At 61.6% G+C, this 20,742-nt stretch carries 18 protein-coding genes; 11 read left to right on the top strand and 7 right to left on the bottom strand.

Going from position 1 to position 20,742, the window contains the following annotated elements; all coding sequences use genetic code 11:
* Window positions 1–3: 3 nt before the first annotated feature.
* On the top strand, window positions 4–669 hold the full coding sequence (locus IRL76_RS05815) for a lysoplasmalogenase family protein (protein WP_200983841.1): 666 nt from the start codon (window positions 4–6) through the stop codon (window positions 667–669).
* Here IRL76_RS05815 and IRL76_RS05810 read toward each other — a convergent pair.
* Entirely contained in the window at window positions 666–1,508 is an 843-nt protein-coding gene (locus IRL76_RS05810) for a TauD/TfdA dioxygenase family protein (protein WP_200983840.1), read from the bottom strand. The genes IRL76_RS05815 and IRL76_RS05810 overlap by 4 nt on opposite strands.
* Window positions 1,505–4,336: a DNA gyrase subunit A gene (gene gyrA / locus IRL76_RS05805; RefSeq protein ID WP_200983839.1), complete on the bottom strand. Its 2,832-nt coding sequence runs from the start codon at window positions 4,334–4,336 to the stop codon at window positions 1,505–1,507. Before gyrA ends, IRL76_RS05810 begins: the two co-directional genes overlap by 4 nt.
* Before the next feature lie 298 nt (window positions 4,337–4,634).
* Between gyrA and IRL76_RS05800 the strand changes: the two genes are divergently transcribed.
* Complete coding sequence (locus IRL76_RS05800) at window positions 4,635–5,927, top strand: hypothetical protein (RefSeq protein WP_200983838.1); 1,293 nt, start codon at window positions 4,635–4,637, stop codon at window positions 5,925–5,927.
* Between the two features lie 81 nt (window positions 5,928–6,008).
* Here IRL76_RS05800 and IRL76_RS05795 read toward each other — a convergent pair whose 3' ends face one another.
* The gene (locus tag IRL76_RS05795) at window positions 6,009–6,734 is read right to left on the bottom strand and encodes an NYN domain-containing protein (protein WP_200983837.1); all 726 of its coding nucleotides are present in this window, start codon (window positions 6,732–6,734) and stop codon (window positions 6,009–6,011) included.
* A 39-nt stretch (window positions 6,735–6,773) separates the two neighbouring features.
* Window positions 6,774–7,412, bottom strand: coding sequence for a carbonic anhydrase (locus IRL76_RS05790; RefSeq protein ID WP_200983836.1), 639 nt, complete (start codon window positions 7,410–7,412; stop codon window positions 6,774–6,776).
* A 98-nt stretch (window positions 7,413–7,510) separates the two neighbouring features.
* Between IRL76_RS05790 and lipA the strand changes: the two genes are divergently transcribed.
* Together lipA and IRL76_RS05780 are read left to right on the top strand one after the other, a co-directional pair.
* Window positions 7,511–8,452 (top strand): lipoyl synthase, encoded by a 942-nt coding sequence (lipA, locus tag IRL76_RS05785; protein ID WP_200983835.1) that lies wholly within the window; start codon window positions 7,511–7,513, stop codon window positions 8,450–8,452.
* Window positions 8,452–8,910 (top strand): type II toxin-antitoxin system RatA family toxin, encoded by a 459-nt coding sequence (locus tag IRL76_RS05780; RefSeq protein ID WP_200983834.1) that lies wholly within the window; start codon window positions 8,452–8,454, stop codon window positions 8,908–8,910. Before lipA ends, IRL76_RS05780 begins: the two co-directional genes overlap by 1 nt.
* Here IRL76_RS05780 and IRL76_RS05775 read toward each other — a convergent pair.
* Complete coding sequence (locus IRL76_RS05775; RefSeq protein ID WP_200983833.1) at window positions 8,871–9,374, bottom strand: CinA family protein; 504 nt, start codon at window positions 9,372–9,374, stop codon at window positions 8,871–8,873. The two genes, IRL76_RS05780 and IRL76_RS05775, sit on opposite strands and share 40 nt — an antisense overlap.
* Window positions 9,375–9,378: 4 nt before the next feature.
* Complete coding sequence (locus IRL76_RS05770; RefSeq protein WP_200983832.1) at window positions 9,379–10,527, bottom strand: bifunctional 2-C-methyl-D-erythritol 4-phosphate cytidylyltransferase/2-C-methyl-D-erythritol 2,4-cyclodiphosphate synthase; 1,149 nt, start codon at window positions 10,525–10,527, stop codon at window positions 9,379–9,381.
* 79 nt (window positions 10,528–10,606) lie between these two features.
* Here IRL76_RS05770 and dusB point away from each other — a divergent pair, with 79 nt between their 5' ends.
* The 7 genes from dusB (at window position 10,607) to hflX (ending at window position 19,832) form a co-directional block, all read left to right on the top strand.
* Window positions 10,607–11,626, top strand: coding sequence for a tRNA dihydrouridine synthase DusB (dusB, locus tag IRL76_RS05765; RefSeq protein WP_200983831.1), 1,020 nt, complete (start codon window positions 10,607–10,609; stop codon window positions 11,624–11,626).
* Entirely contained in the window at window positions 11,623–12,681 is a 1,059-nt protein-coding gene (locus IRL76_RS05760) for a two-component system sensor histidine kinase NtrB (RefSeq protein ID WP_200983830.1), read from the top strand. Before dusB ends, IRL76_RS05760 begins: the two co-directional genes overlap by 4 nt.
* Before the next feature lie 9 nt (window positions 12,682–12,690).
* The gene (gene ntrC / locus IRL76_RS05755) at window positions 12,691–14,103 is read left to right on the top strand and encodes a nitrogen regulation protein NR(I) (protein WP_200983829.1); all 1,413 of its coding nucleotides are present in this window, start codon (window positions 12,691–12,693) and stop codon (window positions 14,101–14,103) included.
* Between the two features lie 61 nt (window positions 14,104–14,164).
* Complete coding sequence (locus tag IRL76_RS05750; RefSeq protein WP_200983828.1) at window positions 14,165–16,378, top strand: sensor histidine kinase; 2,214 nt, start codon at window positions 14,165–14,167, stop codon at window positions 16,376–16,378.
* A 22-nt stretch (window positions 16,379–16,400) separates the two neighbouring features.
* On the top strand, window positions 16,401–17,786 hold the full coding sequence (gene ntrX, locus IRL76_RS05745) for a nitrogen assimilation response regulator NtrX (protein WP_200983827.1): 1,386 nt from the start codon (window positions 16,401–16,403) through the stop codon (window positions 17,784–17,786).
* Window positions 17,787–17,949: 163 nt separating this feature from the next.
* Window positions 17,950–18,507 carry an RNA chaperone Hfq gene (hfq, locus tag IRL76_RS05740; RefSeq protein ID WP_200983826.1) on the top strand — a complete coding sequence of 186 codons (558 nt, stop codon included), beginning with the start codon at window positions 17,950–17,952 and terminating at the stop codon, window positions 18,505–18,507.
* Entirely contained in the window at window positions 18,486–19,832 is a 1,347-nt protein-coding gene (gene hflX / locus IRL76_RS05735; protein ID WP_484573265.1) for a GTPase HflX, read from the top strand. Before hfq ends, hflX begins: the two co-directional genes overlap by 22 nt.
* A 2-nt stretch (window positions 19,833–19,834) precedes the next feature.
* Here hflX and mazG read toward each other — a convergent pair whose 3' ends face one another.
* Window positions 19,835–20,599: a nucleoside triphosphate pyrophosphohydrolase gene (gene mazG / locus IRL76_RS05730; RefSeq protein WP_200983825.1), complete on the bottom strand. Its 765-nt coding sequence runs from the start codon at window positions 20,597–20,599 to the stop codon at window positions 19,835–19,837.
* Window positions 20,600–20,742: the final 143 nt, after the last annotated feature.

Below are 20,742 nucleotides of genomic sequence, written 5' to 3'. Positions count from 1 at the left end.
TCCATGCCCAAGCGCGCACTTGCCGAACATCGTCCGTGGCTGCTGGCGAGCCTGACAGCTTCGTTGGCGTTCTATTTCGTGACCAGGGACTGGCTGCCACTGACGCCGGTCCCGGAACTGTATCTTGCGCTGCTCAAGGGGGCCGGTGTCGGTTTCCTTGCCGTATATGCATGGGTTCGTCATCCGGAGCGCGATGCGAAGGTGATATCGCTGGTCATGCTGCTTGGCGCATTGGGTGATGCCCTGCTCGACCTGTTCTTCGAGGTAGGTGCTGGCTTCTTCCTGGCAGGGCACCTCGTCGCCAGCGTTTTCTACCTCCAGCATCGACGCAAGGCTTATCGCGGGAGCCAGATCGGGGCTGCCGTCGCTCTCCTCGTCGCGACCCCGCTCATATCGTGGCTTCTTACCCGCGAGCCTCTTGTCCTGCTCTACTCGGTGGGTCTGGGGATCATGGCGGCGACAGCATGGGCGAGCCGGTTTCCGCGTTATCGGGTCGGGATCGGCGCAGTGCTGTTCGTAATCTCGGACTGGCTAATTTTCGCTCGCATGGGGGTACCCGCAATGAAGCCGGTAGCCGATTGGCTCGTCTGGCCGATCTACTACTCGGGCCAGTTCCTCATCGCGACGGGTGTCATCCAGACCCTGCGGAGTGACCGTAACCGCCCCTAGGCGGCGAAGGCGGCTATCGTGGTGCGGTGCAGTTCGCGCCGGTGACCTTCGTAGCCGCCGGTCGCCTTGTGCAGGACAGCCCGGTTGTCCCACATGACCAGCATGTCGGGCTCCCAGCGATGGCGATAGACGAACTCCTCTCGTGACTGCCATGCGGCAAGTTCGGCGAGGAATGGGAATGCCTCGGCATCGTCCATCCCCTCGATCCCGACGATATAGCCTAGCGTGGAGTAGAGGCACTCCTCACCGGTTTCGGGGTGACGCTGGACCAGCGGGTGGGTTCGGGTCTCGCGCGCGCTTTCGCCCGGGCGAATGGCCATCGAGCGGCCCTTGTCCTTCTCGCCGTAAGTTCCGTCCGGGGCATAGGCCAGCTTGGCGCTGTGAATTGCCGTCAACGAGCGCAGGTAGTCCTTGCGATCCTCGGGCAGGGCCGCAAATGCCGCGCCCTGGTCTGCGAATAGCGTGTCCCCGCCCGTCGGCGGAATGTCGATCGCCAGCAGGCATGTCCCCGCAGGTGGACGTTCGAGGAAACTCCAGTCGCTGTGCCAGTTCTCGGCAAAGAGCGGGGTCGTCTCATCCGCTTCGCGCAGGATAGCTGCGATGTTGCGGCGGCCCTCGATGGGCGCAAAGAACGGGTCCTCTCCGAACCCGCCCATCAGCCTTGTAAAGGTCTCGAGATCGTCATCGTCGAGCGACTGCCCGGCGAATGCCAGCACCTTGTGTTCGAGCCACAAAGCGCGGATTGGGCTAACTTGATCGCGCGTCAGAGCCTGAGAAAGGTCGAGCCCAGTGACGCGTGCCCCGCACGCCTGTCCACTGGGCTCGACCTTCATCGTCATCCGCCGGGTTCGCCTTCGATATTCTTGTCCGAGTGCGCAGTGGTGTAAGGCTCGGTGTCCTTGGCGGCAAGGTCTGCCATTTCCTCGGCCACTGCCTCCTCGGCGGCGTTCTCCGGCTCCTCGGTCTCGTCGATCAGCGCCGCGCCGACGACATGCTCACCCGAAGCGACATTGAAGATGCGGATGCCTGCGGAACCACGGCCGATGATACGGAAACCGCCCGGATCCTCGCCTTCAAGCATGTGGCGGAAGTCGATCGGCAGGCGGATCAGCTTGGCCTGGTCGGTCACGAGCATCAGCTGCGAGCCATGCTTGACCGGGAAGCTGGCGACCACCGGACCGTTCCGCTCGGGATTGCTCTCGGGAGTACCGATATTGGTAAGACCCTGGCCGCCGCGGCCGATTGTCCGGTATTCATAGGCGGACGAAATCTTGCCATAGCCATTGGCGGTAATGGTGAGGACGAATTCCTCGCCCTCTGCCATCCGGGCAACTGTCTCTTCATCGAGAGCAGCCTCTGCGTCGTTGTCCTTCCACGGCGCGGCGCGAAGATAGGCATCACGCTGCTCCGTCGTCCATTCGCCGGCATCGAGCACCGCCATCGAGACGACCTTCTGGCCATCCTTGAGCTTCATGCCGCGCACGCCGATACCGGTGCGGCTCTTGGTCTCGCGCGCGTCGGTGGCGGAGAAACGGATCGCCTTGCCCGCATCCGAAGCGAGGAAGATTTCCTGTTCCTCGGTCAGCAGTTCGACCCCGATCAGGCGGTCACCGCTGCCTTCGACGAAGCCCATCGCGTATTTCCCGTTCGAGGGCACATTGGTGAAGGCATCCATCGAATTTCGGCGAACCATGCCCTGCTCGGTCGCAAAGACGATGTTGAGGTTGCTCCACTCGTTTTCGTCTTCAGGCAGGGGCAGGACATTCGTCACGCGCTCCTCGTCGCCGAGTGGCAGGAGGTTGACCATCGGACGACCTTTGGTCGTGGGGCCGCCCTCGGGCAGTTTCCATACCTTCATGCGATATACGCGACCGGTGTTGGTGAAGAACAGCACCGGGTTGTGCGTTGAGGTGACGAACATCTCGACGACGGCATCCTCGTCCTTCGTCGCCATGCCGCTGCGACCCTTGCCCCCGCGGTTCTGCGCACGGAAGGCGTCGAGCGGAGTGCGCTTGATGTAGCCACCATGGGTCACGGTCACGACCATGTCCTCGCGCTCGATCAGGTCCTCGTCCTCGAGGCCGTCCCAGGCGGGAGCGATTTCGGAGACACGCGGGGTCGCGTAGTTGGCGCGGATTTCCTGCAGTTCCTCGCGCATGACGCCGTAGAGCTTCACGCGGTCGGCAAGGATCGAGAGGTATTCCTCGATCGCGATGCTCAGTTCCTTGAGCTCGTCGCCGATCTCGTCGCGACCCAGCGCGGTCAGGCGGTGCAGGCGCAGGTCGAGGATCGCCTTAACCTGCCGTTCGGAGAGGCGGTAGGTGCCGCCATGTTCGTCCTCGGTCGGTTCGATGGCCTCGACCAGCGCAATGTACTGGGCGATGTCGCCGATCGGCCATTCCTTGGCGAGCAGCTTGGCGCGGGCGTCGGCGGGATTCGACGAACCGCGGATCATTGCCACGACCTCGTCGAGGTTCGACACCGCAACCACGAGGCCGAGCAAGATGTGCGCCCGTTCGCGTGCCTTGTTCAGTTCGAACTTGGTCCGGCGGGTGATCACCTCTTCGCGGAAGCCGATGAAGGCCTGGATGAACTCGCGCAGGGTCAGGGTTTCGGGGCGGCCGCCACGGATGGCGAGCATGTTCGCGGGGAAGCTCGCCTGCGCTGGCGTGTAGCGCCAGATCTGGTTGAGCACGACTTCGGGCGAGGCATCCCGCTTCAGGTCGACAACAACGCGAACACCTTCACGCGAGGATTCGTCACGAATGTCGGAAATACCCTCGATCCGCTTGTCCTTGGCCGCCTCGGCAATCTTCTCGACCAGCGAGCTCTTGCCGACCTGGTAGGGAATCGAGGTGAGGACTATCGACCGGCGGTCATTGCGGCCGGTCTCGAATTCGTGGCGTGCACGCATCAGGATGGAGCCTCGCCCGGTTGTGTAGGCCGCTCGCGAGCCGGACTTGCCGAGAATCAGTGGTGCGGTCGGGAAATCCGGGCCAGGGATGATCTCGAACAGTTCCTCGCTGGTGATCGCGGGGTTGTCCATGAATGCGAAACAGCCGTCGATGACTTCGCCGAGATTGTGCGGCGGGATGTTGGTCGCCATGCCGACCGCGATGCCGCCTGCGCCGTTGACCAGCAGGTTGGGGAAGCGGGCAGGGAGGACCGTGGGCTCCTGCCGCGAACCGTCGTAGTTGTCGGTGAAGTCGACGGTATCCTTGTCGAGATCGTCGAGCAGCGCGTTGGCGACGCGGGCAAGGCGGGCTTCGGTATAGCGCATCGAAGCCGGCGGATCGGGGTCCATCGAACCGAAGTTGCCCTGACCGTCGATCAGCGGGACGCGGAGCGACCAGTCCTGCGTCATGCGGGCGAGAGCATCATAGATCGCGGCGTCACCGTGGGGGTGGTAGTTGCCCATCACGTCGCCGACGATCTTGGCGCTCTTGCGATAGGGGCGCCCGGCGACGAATCCGCCTTCCTGACTGGCGAAGAGGATGCGCCGATGAACCGGCTTCAACCCGTCGCGCACATCTGGAAGCGCACGGCTGACGATCACGCTCATCGCGTAATCGAGGTAGCTCGTCTTCATCTCATCGACGATGTCGATGCGGGTATATTCGCCGCCATCGAAGGCGGGAGGGTTCAGGACTTCGGTATCGTCTGACAAAACGCTGTTTTCCGTACTGTGAACTGCTTATGTTCTGAGGTGCCCGAACTTAGGCGAGAGGGCGTCAAAGCGCCACCGAGCGGGGGGAACGAAGCGCCGTATCGAGCGCTTTTTCCACATATGGGTGGTCTGTGCGCCCGTGGAAACCCTGAACGGCGGGCACAGGTCGCATTCAATGCGCATTCAGCCGCATTTGCGTAGAAGATTTGCAATGAGAGCACACACGCGGCATGGGCCGCAGGATTGAATTTTACCCTCTTCGCGCTCAGACCCCTAACCACTCTTGGGAGCCTAGATTATGATTTTCTCGTCCCTCGTCCGCAAGACGGGCTCGTCCTCCGCTTTCGCCCTTGCCATCGCCCTGACCGCCGGTCTCGGTGTCAGCGCCGTTGCCCTCGAAACTCCGGCCTACGCAGCCAAGGAGAAGAAGGAAAAGCCGGCCAAGTCGAATTATTCGAAGGGCTTCATTACCGCTTACAAGCCGGTAGCCGATCAGTTCAACTCGGCCGCTCCTGACTATGCGGCGATCAAGGCTGCAATCCCCGCGGTCGTTGCTGCCACCGAAACCGAGGACGATCGTCACGCGGTTGGCGGCCTGCTCGTGAACCTCGGCCAGAAGACCAACGACATGGCACTTGCACGCCAGGGTCTCGAACTGATGCTCGGCAGCGGCAAGGTCGCTCCCGAACAGGTCGGCGTGTACAACTTCCAGGCTGGCCAGCTGGCCTACCAGCAGAAGGACTATCCGGCCGCTCGCCGCTTCCTCCAGGCTGCAATCGACGCCGGCTATGCCGACAATGACCCTGAAATCTTCGTCGCGGAAAGCTATTTCGGCGAGAACAAGACCGCCGAAGGTCTCGCCTACCTGACCGGTGTTGTCGATGCGCGTCGCGCAGCTGGCAAGCCGATCAACGAAGCGTGGATCAAGCGTGGCCTGGCCATGGCCTACAACAACAGCCTGGTGAGCGAAGCTCAGAAGTACGCCAAGCTCTACGTTTCGGAATTCCCGGGCGAAGCCAGCTGGGGTGACGCGGTCGCCATCATGCTGAATACCGGCGGCTACCAGAACCCGGAGATCCTCGATCTCCTGCGCCTTGGCCGTCGCACCTCGTCGCTCCGTGAAGGGCGCACCTATCTCGAGTATCTCGACGCTGCCGATTATCGCCGTCTGCCGGCGGAAGTCGTCACCGTGATCGACGAAGGCATCGCCAAGGGCAAGCTGCGCAAGGATGACGCCTATGTCGCCGACACTCGTCGCCAGGCTGCAGAGCGCGTTGCGGTGGACCAGAAGGATATGCCCTCGCTGATGAAGAGCGCCCGTGCCAGCGGCGCGACCCTGAACTCGGTCATGGCAGCTGGCGATGCGCTTCTCAGCATGGGCCGTGGCGCCGAAGCCGAGGAGTTCTACACCAAGGCGCTTGGCCAGGCAGGGGTCAACACCCCGCTCGTCCTGACCCGTCTCGGCATCGCCCAGGTTGATCAGGGCAAGTACGCCGAAGCGCAGGCGACCTTCAACAAGGTCGAGGGTGCTCGCCAGGCGATTGCCAGCCTGTGGGCGGTCTATGCCGCTCAGGAAGCTGGTTCGATGTAACGAGCCGTTTTCGGTTGAAGTAAGGAGGGCGCGGGTTCGAAAGGACCCGCGCCCTTTCCTTTGGCCGCAGAAGGAAGGCTGTCAGCGCAGGCGCTTGACGAAGACCTGCCCGTCGTTGCGCCGCTCGATGCTGAAGTTGGGCACGGCCTCGATCAGGTCGATGAGCCGCGCAAAACCGTAGTTGCGGGTGTCGAAACTGGAGCGGTTGCCGGCGCGTTGCCCGACTTCGGACAGCTTCGCGAAGCCGTTTTCGTCACGCTTGCTGGCATTGTAGGCGTCGAACAGCAGGTCGAGCAGTTCCTGGTCGAGCACGTTCGATGCAGTTGCGCCCTTGGCGCCGCTCTCGCGTCGCTCGTCCTTCTCGGCCTTTATCAGCGCGTTGACGTCGATGAACCGCGTGCATGCCTGCCGGAACGCCTCGGGCGTCTTCTCGCCGCCGAAGCCATAGACGGGCAGGCCATCCTGACGGATGCGCATGGCCAGCGGCATGAAGTCGCTGTCGGAAGACATGATGCCGAATCCGTCGACCCGTCCGCGAAACAGCATGTCCATCGCATCGATGGTCATTTTCATGTCGGTAGCGTTCTTGCCCTTGGTCAGGTCGAATTGCTGCTGCGGTTCGATGCCGTAACGATGCATCAGGTCGACCCAGCCCTTGAGGCTTGCCTTGCGCCAGTTGCCATAGGCCCGTCGGATATTCACCTGTCCCAGTTCCGCAAGCACGGTCAGGACGGGATCGATGCCCGCAGGACTGGCATTGTCCGCGTCGATCAGGAGGGCGATGTTGCGCTGCGAGAATTCGGCCATGGCGCCCAGATGGCCATGCCCTGCTTGGCGGGCAAGCACTTATTTGGCGGGGCGAAACTTGCCGGTTTGCTCATCGAGGAGGTAGAGGATGCCGTCGGAGATGGCGAAATAGGCACCGCGCAGCGCGAGAGTGCCGCGCTTCTCCTTTTCCTGCACGCATGGGAAGGTCCGCAGGTTGGCTAGACTGACCTTGACGGCAGCAAGCTCCATGGCTCGCTCGGCGGTCCTGCCTTTCGTGCCCAGTTCCGACGCGATCGGCTCGCGCACTTCGTCCAGCATGTCGATCCAGTGAGCCACGAAGCCGCCTTCGCCCAACTCGTTGCCATGCAGGTCCTGCGTCAGGGCCGCCTGGCAACCGCCGCACATGCCATGACCCATGACGACGACTTCCTTGACCCGCAGGAACTGGATCGCAAATTCGAGAGCGGCGGACACGCCGTGCCGACCCGGCGTGGTCTCATAAGGCGGAACGAGAGCCGCCACGTTACGGACGACGAAAATCTCGCCTGGGTCCACGTCGAAAATCTGGGCCGGATCGACTCGACTGTCCGAACAGGCGATCACCATCACCTGAGGTGATTGGCCTTCCTTGAGCTCTTCCCATCGATCGTGCTGGCGCTTCCAGTCACCGCTACGGAAACGGCCATAGCCGTCGATCATCTCGTCAAAGCTCTTCATTCCGGCCCCGCTGCAATGTTTCAGAGTTCGAAGCAAGGGATTCGCGAATAGCTATGCGGCTTGCCCGAGCGGGGCAGGGGGCCTAGATGGGCCGCGACATGAACGACCTATCCTCCGCACCCGCACCCGAAGGCGAACGTCCGCGCATGCAGCGCAAGCCCGACTGGATTCGCGTGAAGGCACCTGTGAGCCAGGGCTACAACGAAACGCGCAAGCTGATGCGTGAACTCAACCTTCACACGGTGTGCGAGGAAGCGGCCTGCCCGAACATCGGCGAGTGCTGGACCAAGAAGCATGCCACGGTGATGATCCTTGGCGATACCTGCACCCGCGCCTGCCGGTTCTGCAATATCAAGACGGGCATGCCCATGCCGGTCGATCCGCTCGAACCCGAACACACGGCGGCGGCCGCAGCTGCCATGGGTCTCGAGCACATCGTCATCACCAGCGTCGATCGTGACGACCTTCCCGACCGCGGGGCTGGCCAGTTCGTCAAGGTCATCAACGCACTTCGCCGCGAGACCCCGAATACCACGATCGAAATTCTCACGCCCGACTTCAAGGGACGTATGAAGCAGTCGATCGAAGAGATTTGCGAAGCTGGCCCCGACGTATTCAACCACAATCTCGAGACCGTTCCCCGCCTCTACCCGACGATCCGGCCCGGTGCGCGCTACTATGCCTCGCTGCGCCTGCTTGAAGAGGTGAAGGCACATAATCCGCTGATCTTCACCAAGTCGGGTATCATGCTCGGGCTCGGCGAAGCTCGCCTCGAAGTCCACCAGGTGATGGATGACATGCGCAGCGCGGACATCGATTTTATTACCATGGGCCAGTACCTGCAGCCGACGCCGAAACACGCGAAGGTGGAGGAGTTCGTGACTCCCAAGCAGTTCGCTGCCTATGGCGCGATTGCCCGCGCAAAGGGTTTCCTCCAGGTTGCAGCGAGCCCGCTGACCCGCTCGAGCTATCACGCCGGCGACGATTTCGCCCAGATGCGCGCGGCGCGCGAAGCAAAGCTCGCCAAACAGGGCGCCTGATGCCGGGAATCCGGGAAAAGCGTTTTCTGCCATACACCTGCGAGCAGATGTTCGATCTGGTCGCAGATGTTGCGAGCTATCCCAAGTTCCTGCCGTGGGTAGTCGCGACACGCATCAAATCCGACACCGAAACCGAAATGGTCGCGGACATGCTGGTCGGTTTCAAGGCCATTCGCGAGAAGTTCACCTCGCGCGTCGAGAAGCGGCGTCCGGAGCATATCGAGGTTTTCTACGTCGACGGACCGCTGAAAGATCTCGACAACAACTGGACGTTCACGCCCGCTCCCGGTGGATGCGAGGTGGATTTCTGCGTCGATTTTGCCTTTCGTAGCGCAGTGTTCGAAGCACTGGCAGGCCAGTATTTCGACCGGGCATTTCGGAAGATGGTGGGCGCTTTCGAGCAGCGCGCCAATGAACTTTACGGCAGCAGCAGCTCGAGCGCGCAGATCGTCGCCTGACGGCGGATATCGCCGCGCGTCGTCGGGTCGAAGCGTTTCATTTCCCCGTCGGGCTCGCCTTCCTGGCCGCGCACCACGCGGGCAAACACTACAGTCCCGACAGGTTTGAACTCGGTTCCGCCACCGGGTCCGGCCACGCCGCTGATGGCAACGGCGACATCTGCGCCGGAGTTTTCGAGCGCCCCTTTTGCCATCGCCCATGCACAGGCGATCGATACCGCGCCGAAGGTCTCGATGATGTCGAGCGGTACACCGAGGCACTCCATCTTCGCTTCGTTGGAATAGGTGATGAACCCGCGGTCCAGTACTGCCGATGATCCCGGTACGTCGGTAAGCGCTCCGCAGACGAGCCCGCCGGTGCAGCTCTCGGCGAGGGCGACCTTGCGACCGGCTGCGACATTGGCCTTGATCACCTTCTCGGCGAGATCGGTGATTTCCTTGGGAAAGGGGCTGTCTTCGATCATGGCGCTACCCTTGTTGACGGACCACGGTTGCGATCGCCTGCGTGGCGATGCCTTCGCCACGACCGGCAAAGCCAAGCCGTTCGGTGGTCGTCGCCTTCACCGATACGCGGTCGCTGTCAATGCCAAGCAAGGCGGCGATGCGGTCACGGATTGCGGGTCGGTGAGGTCCGATCTTCGGCTCTTCGCAGATGATGGTCAGATCGACATTCGAGATCCTGAAGTCGGATTTCCTTGCCAGTTCAGCAGCATGGGCGAGGAACCTGTCGCTGCTTGCACCTTTCCACTGCGGGTCGCTCGGGGGAAAATGGGTTCCGATATCGCCGTCGCCGATGGCCCCCAAGATGGCATCGGTCAGTGCATGGAGCGCTACGTCGGCATCGCTATGGCCCGCGAGTCCCTTGTCGTGTTCGATCCGGATACCGCCTAGCCACAACTCCTCGCCGGCGACGAGGCGATGGACGTCAAAGCCCATCCCCGTGCGAATGTCCGGTGTATCGGTCATGAAATCCCCTGCAAAAGTCAGTTTGGCGAGGCGCTCGTGTCCTTCGACGAGGGCAATGGTCTCACCCGCGGCGCGCAGGACCTGGGCATCGTCCCCGGCATTCGTCGGTCCGCTCCATGCACGATGGGCGGCCAGGATGTCCGCGAACCTGAATGCCTGGGGGGTCTGCACCCGGCGCAGCGTGTCGCGCTCCGCGCTGCCGGCCATCACGCCGCCTGCGTCGACTGCCAGGCTGTCGACTACGGGAAGGGCCGGTATTGCTCCCGGGTGATTGGCAAGTGCGGCAAGCAGCCGTTCGATGACTTCACGCGGCAAATCCGGACGTGCTGCGTCGTGGATGAGGACGCGATCAGCGGCAGAAACAGCGTCGAGTCCACGGGCAACCGAATCCTGCCGGGTTTCCCCGCCGATGACCAGGGTGATCCCTTCAAGCCCGACTAGCACTGCCCGTGCTGCGTCCTCGCCATTTTCGGGGATGACCACCACAAGCGGATGCGCGCCCGCGTCCAGTAGCGTCTCGACCGAATGGCGTAGAACAGGTTTGCCGCGCCAGCTTGCGAACTGTTTGGGAAGAGGCTGCCCTGCGCGCAGTCCCCTGCCTGCGGCGACGACCACGGCGGCGAATGGGGGCAGGGCAGCGGCAATGGGCATAGCGCCCGGCGCTAGCCGCTTGCCGTTTTCGCTGCAACGCACTATGTGGCTGCCCAATATTTAGGCACAACCCTCCGATATGAGCACGCTCCCCCTTCCTCCGGTCCCGCCGAAGCCGATCAACATCGGTTCTGTGACTATCGACACGCCGGTTGTCCTGGCGCCGATGACTGGCGTTACCGACCTGCCTTTCCGCAGGCTCGTCCGCAGCTACGGGTCGGGTCTGAATGTTACCGAGATGATCGCGAGCGAGGCGGCGATCCGCGAGACGCGTCAGAGCATCCAGAAGGCTGCATGGGACCATATCGAGGAACCTGTTTCCATGCAGCTCGTCGGCTGCGATCCCGCGAGCATGGCGGAGGCTGCCAAGCTGCAGGAAGGCAACGGGGCGGCCATCATTGACATCAATTTCGGTTGCCCGGTCCGTAAGGTCGTCGGCCAGTTGGCCGGTTCTGCCCTGATGCGCGAAGTGCCGCTTGCAACGAGGCTGATGGAGTCGACCGTCAAGGCCGTCAACGTGCCGGTCACGGTTAAGATGCGGATGGGGTGGGACCATTCGGATCTCAACGCACCCGAACTTGCGAAGATCGCCGAGGATCTCGGTGTGAAAATGATCACCGTCCACGGCCGTACACGCAACCAGATGTACAAGGGTAGCGCCGACTGGGCCTTTGTGCGCAAGGTCAAGGATGCGGTTTCCATTCCCGTCGTCGTCAACGGTGATATCTGTGGGATCGAGGACGCGGCGAAAGCCTTGGAGCAATCGAGTGCAGACGGCGTGATGATCGGTCGCGGAGCCTATGGCCGGCCCTGGCTCCTGGGCCAGGTCATGCACTGGTGGCGGACCGGCGAAATGATTGCGAGCCCCGACTTCGATGAGCAGTATGCAGTAGTGCGCGACCACTACACGGCGATGCTCGACCACTACGGGATGGATGTCGGTGTGAAGATCGCCCGGAAGCACCTTGGTTGGTACACCAAGGGAATGCACGGCTCCGCCGACTTCCGTAACAAGGTTAACTTCATCGACGATGCTGCTGTAGTTCTTGATGAACTTGAGCGGTTTTACGATCCCTTCCTGCGTCGCCGCGCGGCATGATGTCTCTGTCCGGCGGGCCTGAAGCAAGCGCCCAGATCGCCGGGATGATTTTTGCCGTCCTGCTGCTCGACGGTGATGATCGGATTGTGGAGTCCAATAGCGCCGCCGAAGAGATGCTTGGCCGCAGCAGCAACCGCCTGGTCGGGATGCATTTGTTCGACGCAATCGGTGTCGAGGATGACCGCATGCGGATCGGCCTCGCCAGCAATGAATCACGCATTATCGCGCGCGGGATCACCATCGGAACGGTTTTCGGCGATCGCCGGGTCAACTTCACCAGTTCGCCCATGCCCTCCCATCCGGGATGGCGTGTGGTGACACTTTCCGATGTCGGTCAGCCGGAGAATTCGGATGATGAGGAGCGCGTCGAACTTCGCGCACCAGCGGTTCTCGCGCACGAGATCAAGAACCCGCTCGCTGCCATCCGGGGGGCAAGCCAATTGCTGGAGCGCAGGGTGGAGGGTCGCGACCGCCCACTCGCCAAGATGATCTCAAGCGAAGTGGATCGCATTGCCCAGCTGATCGACCGGATGCAGCAACTTGGCGCCAAGCCGATAGAGGTCACAGGTCCCTGCAACCTTCACGAAGCCGTGCGCAATGCCATGGCCACTGTGCGCGCAGGGCGCAATGATGGCTGCGAGCTCGTCGAGGAATTCGATCCTTCGCTTCCCCCTGTTGCGGCTCAGCAGGGGGCACTCGAGCAGGTCCTCATCAACCTGATCGCGAATGCTTGCGATGCTAGTCGAGACCTCGAAAATCCGCAGGTAACCGTACGAACGCGCTACGTAAGCGGCCTCGTTTTCAATGCCATCCGCTTCGGCAAGGCTACAAGGCTACCGATCGAAATTACCGTGACGGACTCGGGCCCCGGCATCGACCCGAGCCTGCGCGATCACGTATTCGAGCCCTTTGTCTCGAGCAAACCGCAGGGACAGGGGCTCGGCCTTGCACTCGTGCGCAAGCTCCTGAGAGACATGGGTGGGCGAATTTCGCACGAACGTGACGAGCGTGCGGGTGTGACGCATTTCAGGATCAACCTGCCAGTGGCGGGGTAGGGGAGGAACATGGCGCATTCGGCACTTCTCGTCGAGGACGATCGGGGGATCGCGACGGTTATCACCGAAGCCCTGCGTGACGAGGGTTTCGACGTCACTGCTTGTGACAGCATTTCGCGTCGTGACGCCATTCTGGCCGAACGCGCATTTGACGTCATGCTGACCGACGTCATCCTTACCGACGGCGACGGGTTGGCGTCGATCGATGCCGTGCGGGACGTGGCGCCCGACATGCCGGTCATTGTGCTTTCCGCTCAAAACACGCTGGATACGGCGGTTCGAGCGAGTGATAGCCATGCTTTCGAGTATTTCCCCAAGCCCTTCGATCTTGATGACCTGACCCAGGCGGTAAGACAGGCTGTAGCCAACCGGCCTCGTCCCTCCGGGGATGCAAACGAGCCCGACACCGAACTCCCGCTAATCGGGCGCAGCCCGGCGATGCAGGGCGTCTACCGGATGATAACAAGGGTGCTGCGCAATGACCTTACGGTTCTTGTCACGGGTGAGTCCGGCACCGGGAAGGAGCTGGTGGCGGAGGCCATCCACCAATTGGGGGCCCGCAAGACCGGACCCTTCGTCGCGGTCAACATGGCAGCCATCCCGCACGATTTACTCGAAAGCGAGCTATTCGGGCACGAGCGTGGCGCCTTTACCGGTGCCGTCAGCCAGCAAATCGGCAAGTTCGAGCAGGCAAATGGCGGTACTCTGTTCCTCGACGAGATTGGCGACATGCCCGCCGAAGCTCAAACGCGATTGCTGAGAGCTCTCCAATCAGGTCGCATTCGCCGGGTCGGGGGACGACAGGAAATCGGAGTCGACGTAAGGATCATCGCTGCGACCAACCGTGACCTTGGACCCATGATTGCGAGCGGTTCCTTCCGTGAAGACCTGTATTATCGGCTCAACGTCGTCCCGATCCACCTCCCGCCGCTGCGTGAACGTGCAGAAGACATCGGCGCATTGGTAAGGCACTTCCTTGCCCAGGCGGCTTCGGAGGGTCTTCCGCGTCGCCAGATCGCCCATGACGCGGTGGCACAGCTCGCGACACGCCAATGGCCCGGAAATGTTCGCGAGCTGCGCAATGTCGTGTTCCGACTGGCTCTCATGGCACGTGACGAGGTAATCGATGCGCCTACATTGATTGATAGCTTGCCTGCCGAAAGACATGCAGATTCCGGCGAGGCGGAAGATGGTTTCGAGGCTGCATTGCGTGGTTGGCTCGCTGCAAATGGTACAACGCCGGGCAATTTATATCACGGAGCGCTGGCCGCATTCGAGAAACCTCTGTTCGAGCACGCCCTCCAGCAGACCGAAGGAAACCAGCTGCGCGCTGCACAGCTACTGGGGATCAATCGCAACACTCTTCGCAAGCGCCTTGCGGACCTCCAAATAGCCCCGGAACGCTTCGTTAGACGGCATTAGCGGGCATTTTGTCGATTTTGTCCTTGCAAAAGTGCAACACGAGCGTTGTAACGCCGCAACGATGGCGACCCCGGCCAATTCAGCGATAAAGACCCCTCCGAGATGGTGGCGAAAGTTCCTCGTCGCCTCTCGCCGAGCGAACATTTTCGCCTACGTGGAAATCTTCTTCATCGTTGCATTCCTGCTCATGGTGGCCAGCACGTATGCTGCCTTCACCACGGCGCCTCCGAACGGGCAATTGTTGCCGAGCAGGCAGGTGGCGGCGCTTTTGATCGGAACGCTGATCCCGGCCATGGCACTGCTCGTACTGGCGGGGCGCAGGCTGGCATTGCGACGCGCGGCCGGCAGCACGGCACGACTGCATGTGCGCCTGGTCTTCTTCTTCTCGATGATTGCCGCAGTGCCGACACTCCTGGTGGCGGGGTTCGCCGCGTTTCTCTTTCAATCCGGCGTGGATTTCTGGTTTTCCGACAACTCGCGCGGACTCATGGAGAATGCGAACCAGTTGGCCGAGAGCTACTATGCTGAAAACCAGCTCGACCTCGGAAACGAGACCATCTCGATGGCTATGGACATGCGGTCCATCCTCCAGAAGGTTCAAGTTACAGATCCCAATTTCGCTCTCGTCTACCAGTATCAGGCCGAACCGCGTGACGTGGTTGAAAGCGCTATCCTGCAGGCCTTGCCCGACGGCACCATGCGAACCGCGGTGGTCTACGGTCTTTCGGAGGGCAGTGACCCGATACCCTTTGCTCAATCGGCGATGGGGCCTCTGTCCAAGAACGAGCAGGTCGTCGTGCGCGGCAGTCCCGAGCGGATCGAGGCGGTTGCGCCGATCGATCGCGAAACCGGCATATATCTTTACACTGCAAGAAGTTCGGAGGCCTCAAGCTTCCGCAGCTGGCAAAGCGCGCGCTCGATATCCGATGCATATGACGAGCTTACCAAACGTGCCCGCGCCCTGCAGTTGCGATTCAACCTTGCGCTGTTCTTTGTCAGCCTGGCGCTTGTCGGGTTGTCGGTCTGGTTCGCGCTGCGCTTTGCAGATCGACAGGTGGAGCCGCTAACCGACCTCGTTGCCGCGGCGAGGAAGGTGGGTGCCGGCAACTTCTCGCTCCGGGTCGAGGGACGCACCGGCGCAGACGAAATCGGCATGCTCAACCGCGCCTTCAACCGCATGACGGCGCAACTTGAAAAGCAGACGGATGCGTTGGTTTCGGCCAATGCCGAACTGGAAGAGCGGCGCAGTTTCATCGAAGCTGTGCTGGAATCCGTGAGTGCCGGCGTGATCTCGATCGACCGCGAGCTCAACGTATTGCTCATGAACGCACCGGCGCAGGCCATGCTCATGGACGATGCCGAAGCCACCCCGCAACCCACGACGCTGTCGGAACTCGCTCCACAGATTACGGCGATGGTGGTGGCTGGCCTGACTCAGGGTGTGATCAGTCACTCGCGCCGGGGTGAACTGCTCACTCTGGCCGTGAAGATCGGAGAAGAGTCCGAAGGCTACGTTATCACTTTCGAGGATATCACCCGCCAGTTGCTCGATCAGCGACAAGCGGCCTGGTCCGACGTTGCTCGCCGCATTGCGCACGAGATCAAGAACCCGCTCACACCAATCCAGCTGGCGACCGAGCGCCTGAAGCGACGCTATCGCAAGCAGATCGAGCAGGACGGCGAATTGTTCGATGAATTGACCAGCACGATTGTCCGGCAAGTCGGGGACCTTCGCAAGATGGTCGACGAATTCTCAAGCTTTGCCCGCTTGCCCAAGCCTGTATTCCGACCCGAGGATGCGCTCGATCTCGTCCGTCAGTCGCTGTTCCTCCAGGAAGTCGCGCACCCCGACATCAACTATTCGCTGGACACCAATGCCGATGGGCCGATCCGCATCCAGTGCGATCGACACCAGGTCGGACAGGCGGTGACAAACATTCTCAAGAACGCATTCGAAGCGATCGAAGCGAAATCTGTGAATGCGGAGCCGGACTACCGCGGCAAGATCGCGGTCAGGGTTCGCGAGGACGAGGAGTCGTTTACGGTTTCCGTCGAGGACAACGGCATCGGCCTGCCACAGGACCGCGAGCGCATTCTCGAACCCTATGTCACGACACGCGAGAAGGGCACCGGACTCGGCCTCGCGATCGTCAACAAGATTGTCGAGGAGCACGGGGGCGAGATGACGTTCTCCTCAATCGAAAGTGGCGGGACGCGCGTGACCATGCGCTTCGCCCGCGACCCGCACACCGTTCGCGGTGAGGGCAACCCTTGATGCAAAGTGAAGGTACGGACCGATGGCGCTAGACATCCTGATCGTCGACGACGAACGCGACATCCGCGATCTCGTGGCGGGCGTTCTGAGCGACGAAGGCTACGAATGCAGGACTGCAGGTGACAGCACCAGCGCCTTGGCGGCGGTCGATGAGCGCAGGCCGAGCCTCGTCCTCCTCGACGTCTGGTTGCATGGCAGCCCAATGGACGGGCTCGAAGTGCTCGACGCCATCAAGGCTCGCGAACCGGACCTTCCGGTCATTGTCTTTTCGGGCCACGGTAACATCGACACAGCGGTAAGTGCGGTAAGCCGAGGCGCGGTGGACTTCCTCGAGAAACCTTTCGAGGCTGAGCGCCTGCTCCATCTGGTCGACCGTGCTACAGAAACCGAGAGGCTGCGACGCGAAAACACGCGCTTGCGCGAGGGCATGGTTCAGAACGGCGAGTTCACTGGCAATTCGACCGTGATCAACGCTGTGCGCGCTACGCTGAAGCGTGTGGCGAACACTGGCAGCCGCGTCCTCATCAGTGGTCCCGCCGGAACGGGTAAGGAAGTGGCCGCGCGACTGCTTCACAGCTGGAGTCCACGGGCCGAGAAGGCCTTCGTGATCGTTAATTCGGCCCGGATCACACCGGAACGGTTCGAGGAGGAACTGTTCGGAGAGGAAGCGGACGGCAAGCTGGTCAGGCCTGGACTCCTCGAAATGGCGGATGGGGGAACCCTTTATCTCGACGAGGTTGCCGACATGCCGCTCTCCACTCAGGCGCGTATATTGCGCGTTTTGACGGAACAGAGCTTCGTGCGCGTCGGCGGCTCACGCCAGATCGGAGTCGACGTCCGGGTGGTCAGTTCGACCGCTCGAGATCTTCAGAAGGAAATGGAGGAGAAGCGGTTTCGCGAAGACCTCTTCTATCGTCTCAACGTGGTGCCGGTTGAGGTGCCCTCACTGGCGGAGCGTAGGGACGACATCCCCGCGCTCGCGAATACATTCTTCGCGCACTATGCTGCTGAGCAGGGCTTACGTCCCCCGACGATTAGCGAAGAGGCATTGGCGGCGCTTCAAGCCTACGACTGGCCAGGCAACGTGCGCCAGCTGCGCAACGTGGTGGAGCGCACCGTGATCCTGACGCCACGAGAACAGCTCGAGCACATCGAAACGGAGATGCTCCCCGAAGAAGTGCTCGGAGGCAAGGTGGGCGGAAATGGCGGCGTAGCCGCACTAATGGGAGCGCCTTTGCGCGAAGCTCGCGAGAGCTTCGAGCGCGAGTACCTGACCATCCAGATACGCCGCTTCTCGGGGAATATTTCCAAGACGGCGAGCTTCATCGGGATGGAGCGTTCAGCCCTCCATCGTAAATTGAAGCTCCTGGGTATGGCCGACAAGAAGCCGGGGGATCGCAAGAACTGAACGAATAAATCGCTGCTCCCAATCGGGAAAGCGATACAATCATTGCGAAATTCGAGTCGAAACGCCACAATAGGCGTGCACGCAATGACGTGCGCGAAATCGGGTGCGGTGGGCGCCCAGATTGCGGTCCGTTCAGGCGGCCGCCAAGAACGGAGAGACAGCTATGTCCGAACGTACCCTTACTGCTCGTCCGCGTCCGGAAAAACCGGCGGCCGAGAAGACCGCAGGGGGTGGGGCAGGGGGCCAGAAACAAGGCAACCTGCAAGATGCCTTCCTAAACCTCTTGCGCCGCAACAAGACGCCGGTGACCATGTTCCTGGTCAAGGGCGTGAAGCTGCAGGGCATCGTGACCTGGTTCGACAATTTCTCGATCCTGCTGCGGCGGGATGGTCAGTCGCAGCTGGTCTACAAGCACGCCATCAGCACGATCATGCCGGGCCAGCCGGTCGATGCCTCGCAATTCGCCAGCCAGAACTCGAACGCACGGCAGCGCTTGTTGCAGGACGTATTCCTTAGCCGCGTTCGCCAGGCAGAGGCGCAAGTGACCATGTTCCTCGTCAACGGCGTCATGCTGCAGGGCAAGATCGCCGCTTACGACCTCTTCTGCATGTTGCTTGAGCGCGACGGGTATGTGCAGCTGGCTTACAAACATGCCGTTTCCACGATTCAGCCGACCACGCCGGTCGACCTGACCGAGGAATGGGAAGAGGACGACAACTGAGTTTCGACGACAACCTGATGGGCGAAGTCTCGCGCGGCGCGCGAGCCCTCGTCATTTGCCCGGACATCCGGGGCATTCGCTACGATCTCGACGCGGCCTCGCGGCTCGCCGAGGCGGAAGGGCTTGCGCTCGCCATCGGTATTATCGTCGCCGAAAGCCTCATTCTGCCCGTGCGCGAGGTGCGGCCGAACCTGCTGTTTGGGGCAGGTCAGGTCGAAAACATCCGTATTGCATGCGAGCAGAATGAGGCTGAACTGGTTGTCGTCGATGGCGCTCTCAGCCCGATCCAGCAGCGCAATCTCGAGGAGAAACTGGCGCGGAAGGTAATCGACCGAACCGGCTTGATCCTCGAAATCTTCGGTGAACGCGCTGCAACGGCCGAGGGTCGCCTGCAGGTCGAGCTTGCCCATCTCGACTACCAGCAGAGCCGTCTCGTCCGCAGCTGGACTCACCTCGAGCGCCAGCGCGGCGGTTTCGGTTTCCTTGGCGGTCCGGGTGAAACGCAGATTGAAGCGGACCGACGCATGATCCGGCAGCGCATGGGTCGTCTGCGGAAGGAGCTGGAGCAGGTTCGCAAGACTCGCGGTCTGCATCGCGAGCGCCGCGAACGCGCCCCGTGGCCGGTCATTGCCCTGGTGGGATACACCAACGCCGGGAAATCGACCCTGTTTAACCGGCTCACCGGTGCCGGGGTCATGGCGGAGGATCTGCTGTTCGCCACGCTGGACCCGACAATGCGGGCCATTACTCTGCCTGGCGTTGAGAAGGCCATCCTCTCCGACACCGTTGGCTTCATCTCCGATTTGCCGACCCAGCTGGTTGCGGCATTCCGGGCGACCCTCGAGGAGGTGACCGCCGCGGACATAATTTGCCACGTGCGTGACATCTCCAATGCATCGTCTGCCGCGCAGAAAGCCCAGGTACTCGATGTCCTGCGTGATCTCGGGGTGATCGAAGGGGAGGGGGAGGTTTCCGCCATTCCGATCATCGAGATTTGGAACAAGTGGGACCAGCTCGAGGCCGACGATGCCGAGGAACTGGCATCGCTCGCGGCAGCGGATGAATCGGTTGTCCCGCTTTCAGCGCTAACCGGTGACGGCGTGGAAGAGCTGTTGGCGACGCTGGGTGACATGCTCACCCGCAAGGCAGCTTTCCGGACCTATGAAATCCCTGCCAGTGACGGGCGCAAGATCGCCTGGCTCTATGCCCATGGCGACGTGGTAGACGATGTTGCTGCCGAGGCGGCCGAGAAGGGGCCAACGCGCAAGATCAGCGTTCGGCTCAATCCCAAGGAGCTGGGGCAGTTCGAAACCCTCGACTGGTAAGTTCAGGCGGTATCGCGCTTCGCGCGCTGCCAGTAGGCTTCCTGCTCATCCAGGTCTAGCGACGCGAAGTCCTTACCGTCCAGTCGAGAAAGCTCTTCCATCTTCCTGAATCGATATTCGAATTTCGAATTCGATGCGCGAAGTGCTTGCTCTGGTTCCACACCGTAGCGGCGAACGATGTTTACGGCCACGAACAGGACATCACCAGCTTCCAAGAGCCGCTCTTCGACGGTTTCTGCGGCCTCGAGCTCTTCGAGCTCTTCCCGCAGCTTGGCCAGCGGACCTTCGACATCCGGCCATTCGAAGCCGACGCGCGCTGCTCGTTTCTGCAACTTACCTGAGCGCAGTAGCGCCGGTAAAGCTGCTGCAATGCCATCGAGTGCGCCATGCGAGCCATTCGCGGAGCGCTCTGCTGCTTTCAAATCTTCCCAGCGAGAGTCTTCCATGATGCCGCCTTCGGCGCCGAAGATATGCGGGTGGCGCGCTTCCATCTTGTCGCTGATGTCGCGGGCTACGTCTGCAAAGCTGAAATGGCCGGCTTCCTCAGCCATCCGGGAGTGAAAGACCACCTGGAAGAGAAGATCGCCGAGTTCGCCGCGCAAATCCTCCATGTCATTCCGGTCGATTGCGTCGGAAACCTCGTAAGCTTCCTCGATCGTGTATGGGGCAATGGTGGAGAAATCCTGCGCTGTGTCCCATTCGCAACCGCGCACTGGATCGCGCAGCTGGGCCATAATTGCGAGCAGTCGGTTCATTTCGTCGGACATGGCGTTGAGGTAGCTGGTCCCGTCGATCGCCGGAAGAGGGCCTGGGGGAGCCCTCCACGACCCAATTCGGCTGAGATGATAATATATATTATGTTAAGCTTGAGATCAGGGCGAGCTTGGGTGGCTATCGAACTAGGTAGATG

The organism is Qipengyuania soli (assembly GCF_015529805.1).
Taxonomy (GTDB): domain Bacteria; phylum Pseudomonadota; class Alphaproteobacteria; order Sphingomonadales; family Sphingomonadaceae; genus Qipengyuania; species Qipengyuania soli.
Note: the sequence above shows the minus strand (reverse complement) of the source record. Positions and strands in the feature narration are given on the sequence as shown.

What these genes read in the sequence shown, in the direction of transcription:
- IRL76_RS05815 (WP_200983841.1), top strand. Translation starts at nt 4, where the DNA reads ATGCCCAAGCGCGCACTTGCCGAACATCGTCCGTGGCTGCTGGCGAGC.
- IRL76_RS05810 (WP_200983840.1), bottom strand. Translation starts at nt 1,508, where the DNA reads ATGACGATGAAGGTCGAGCCCAGTGGACAGGCGTGCGGGGCACGCGTC.
- IRL76_RS05800 (WP_200983838.1), top strand. Translation starts at nt 4,635, where the DNA reads ATGATTTTCTCGTCCCTCGTCCGCAAGACGGGCTCGTCCTCCGCTTTC.
- IRL76_RS05795 (WP_200983837.1), bottom strand. Translation starts at nt 6,734, where the DNA reads ATGGCCGAATTCTCGCAGCGCAACATCGCCCTCCTGATCGACGCGGAC.
- IRL76_RS05790 (WP_200983836.1), bottom strand. Translation starts at nt 7,412, where the DNA reads ATGAAGAGCTTTGACGAGATGATCGACGGCTATGGCCGTTTCCGTAGC.
- lipA (WP_200983835.1), top strand. Translation starts at nt 7,511, where the DNA reads ATGAACGACCTATCCTCCGCACCCGCACCCGAAGGCGAACGTCCGCGC.
- IRL76_RS05780 (WP_200983834.1), top strand. Translation starts at nt 8,452, where the DNA reads ATGCCGGGAATCCGGGAAAAGCGTTTTCTGCCATACACCTGCGAGCAG.
- IRL76_RS05775 (WP_200983833.1), bottom strand. Translation starts at nt 9,374, where the DNA reads ATGATCGAAGACAGCCCCTTTCCCAAGGAAATCACCGATCTCGCCGAG.
- IRL76_RS05770 (WP_200983832.1), bottom strand. Translation starts at nt 10,527, where the DNA reads ATGCCCATTGCCGCTGCCCTGCCCCCATTCGCCGCCGTGGTCGTCGCC.
- dusB (WP_200983831.1), top strand. Translation starts at nt 10,607, where the DNA reads ATGAGCACGCTCCCCCTTCCTCCGGTCCCGCCGAAGCCGATCAACATC.
- IRL76_RS05760 (WP_200983830.1), top strand. Translation starts at nt 11,623, where the DNA reads ATGATGTCTCTGTCCGGCGGGCCTGAAGCAAGCGCCCAGATCGCCGGG.
- ntrC (WP_200983829.1), top strand. Translation starts at nt 12,691, where the DNA reads ATGGCGCATTCGGCACTTCTCGTCGAGGACGATCGGGGGATCGCGACG.
- IRL76_RS05750 (WP_200983828.1), top strand. Translation starts at nt 14,165, where the DNA reads ATGGCGACCCCGGCCAATTCAGCGATAAAGACCCCTCCGAGATGGTGG.
- ntrX (WP_200983827.1), top strand. Translation starts at nt 16,401, where the DNA reads ATGGCGCTAGACATCCTGATCGTCGACGACGAACGCGACATCCGCGAT.
- hfq (WP_200983826.1), top strand. Translation starts at nt 17,950, where the DNA reads ATGTCCGAACGTACCCTTACTGCTCGTCCGCGTCCGGAAAAACCGGCG.
- hflX (WP_484573265.1), top strand. Translation starts at nt 18,486, where the DNA reads ATGGGAAGAGGACGACAACTGAGTTTCGACGACAACCTGATGGGCGAA.
- mazG (WP_200983825.1), bottom strand. Translation starts at nt 20,599, where the DNA reads ATGTCCGACGAAATGAACCGACTGCTCGCAATTATGGCCCAGCTGCGC.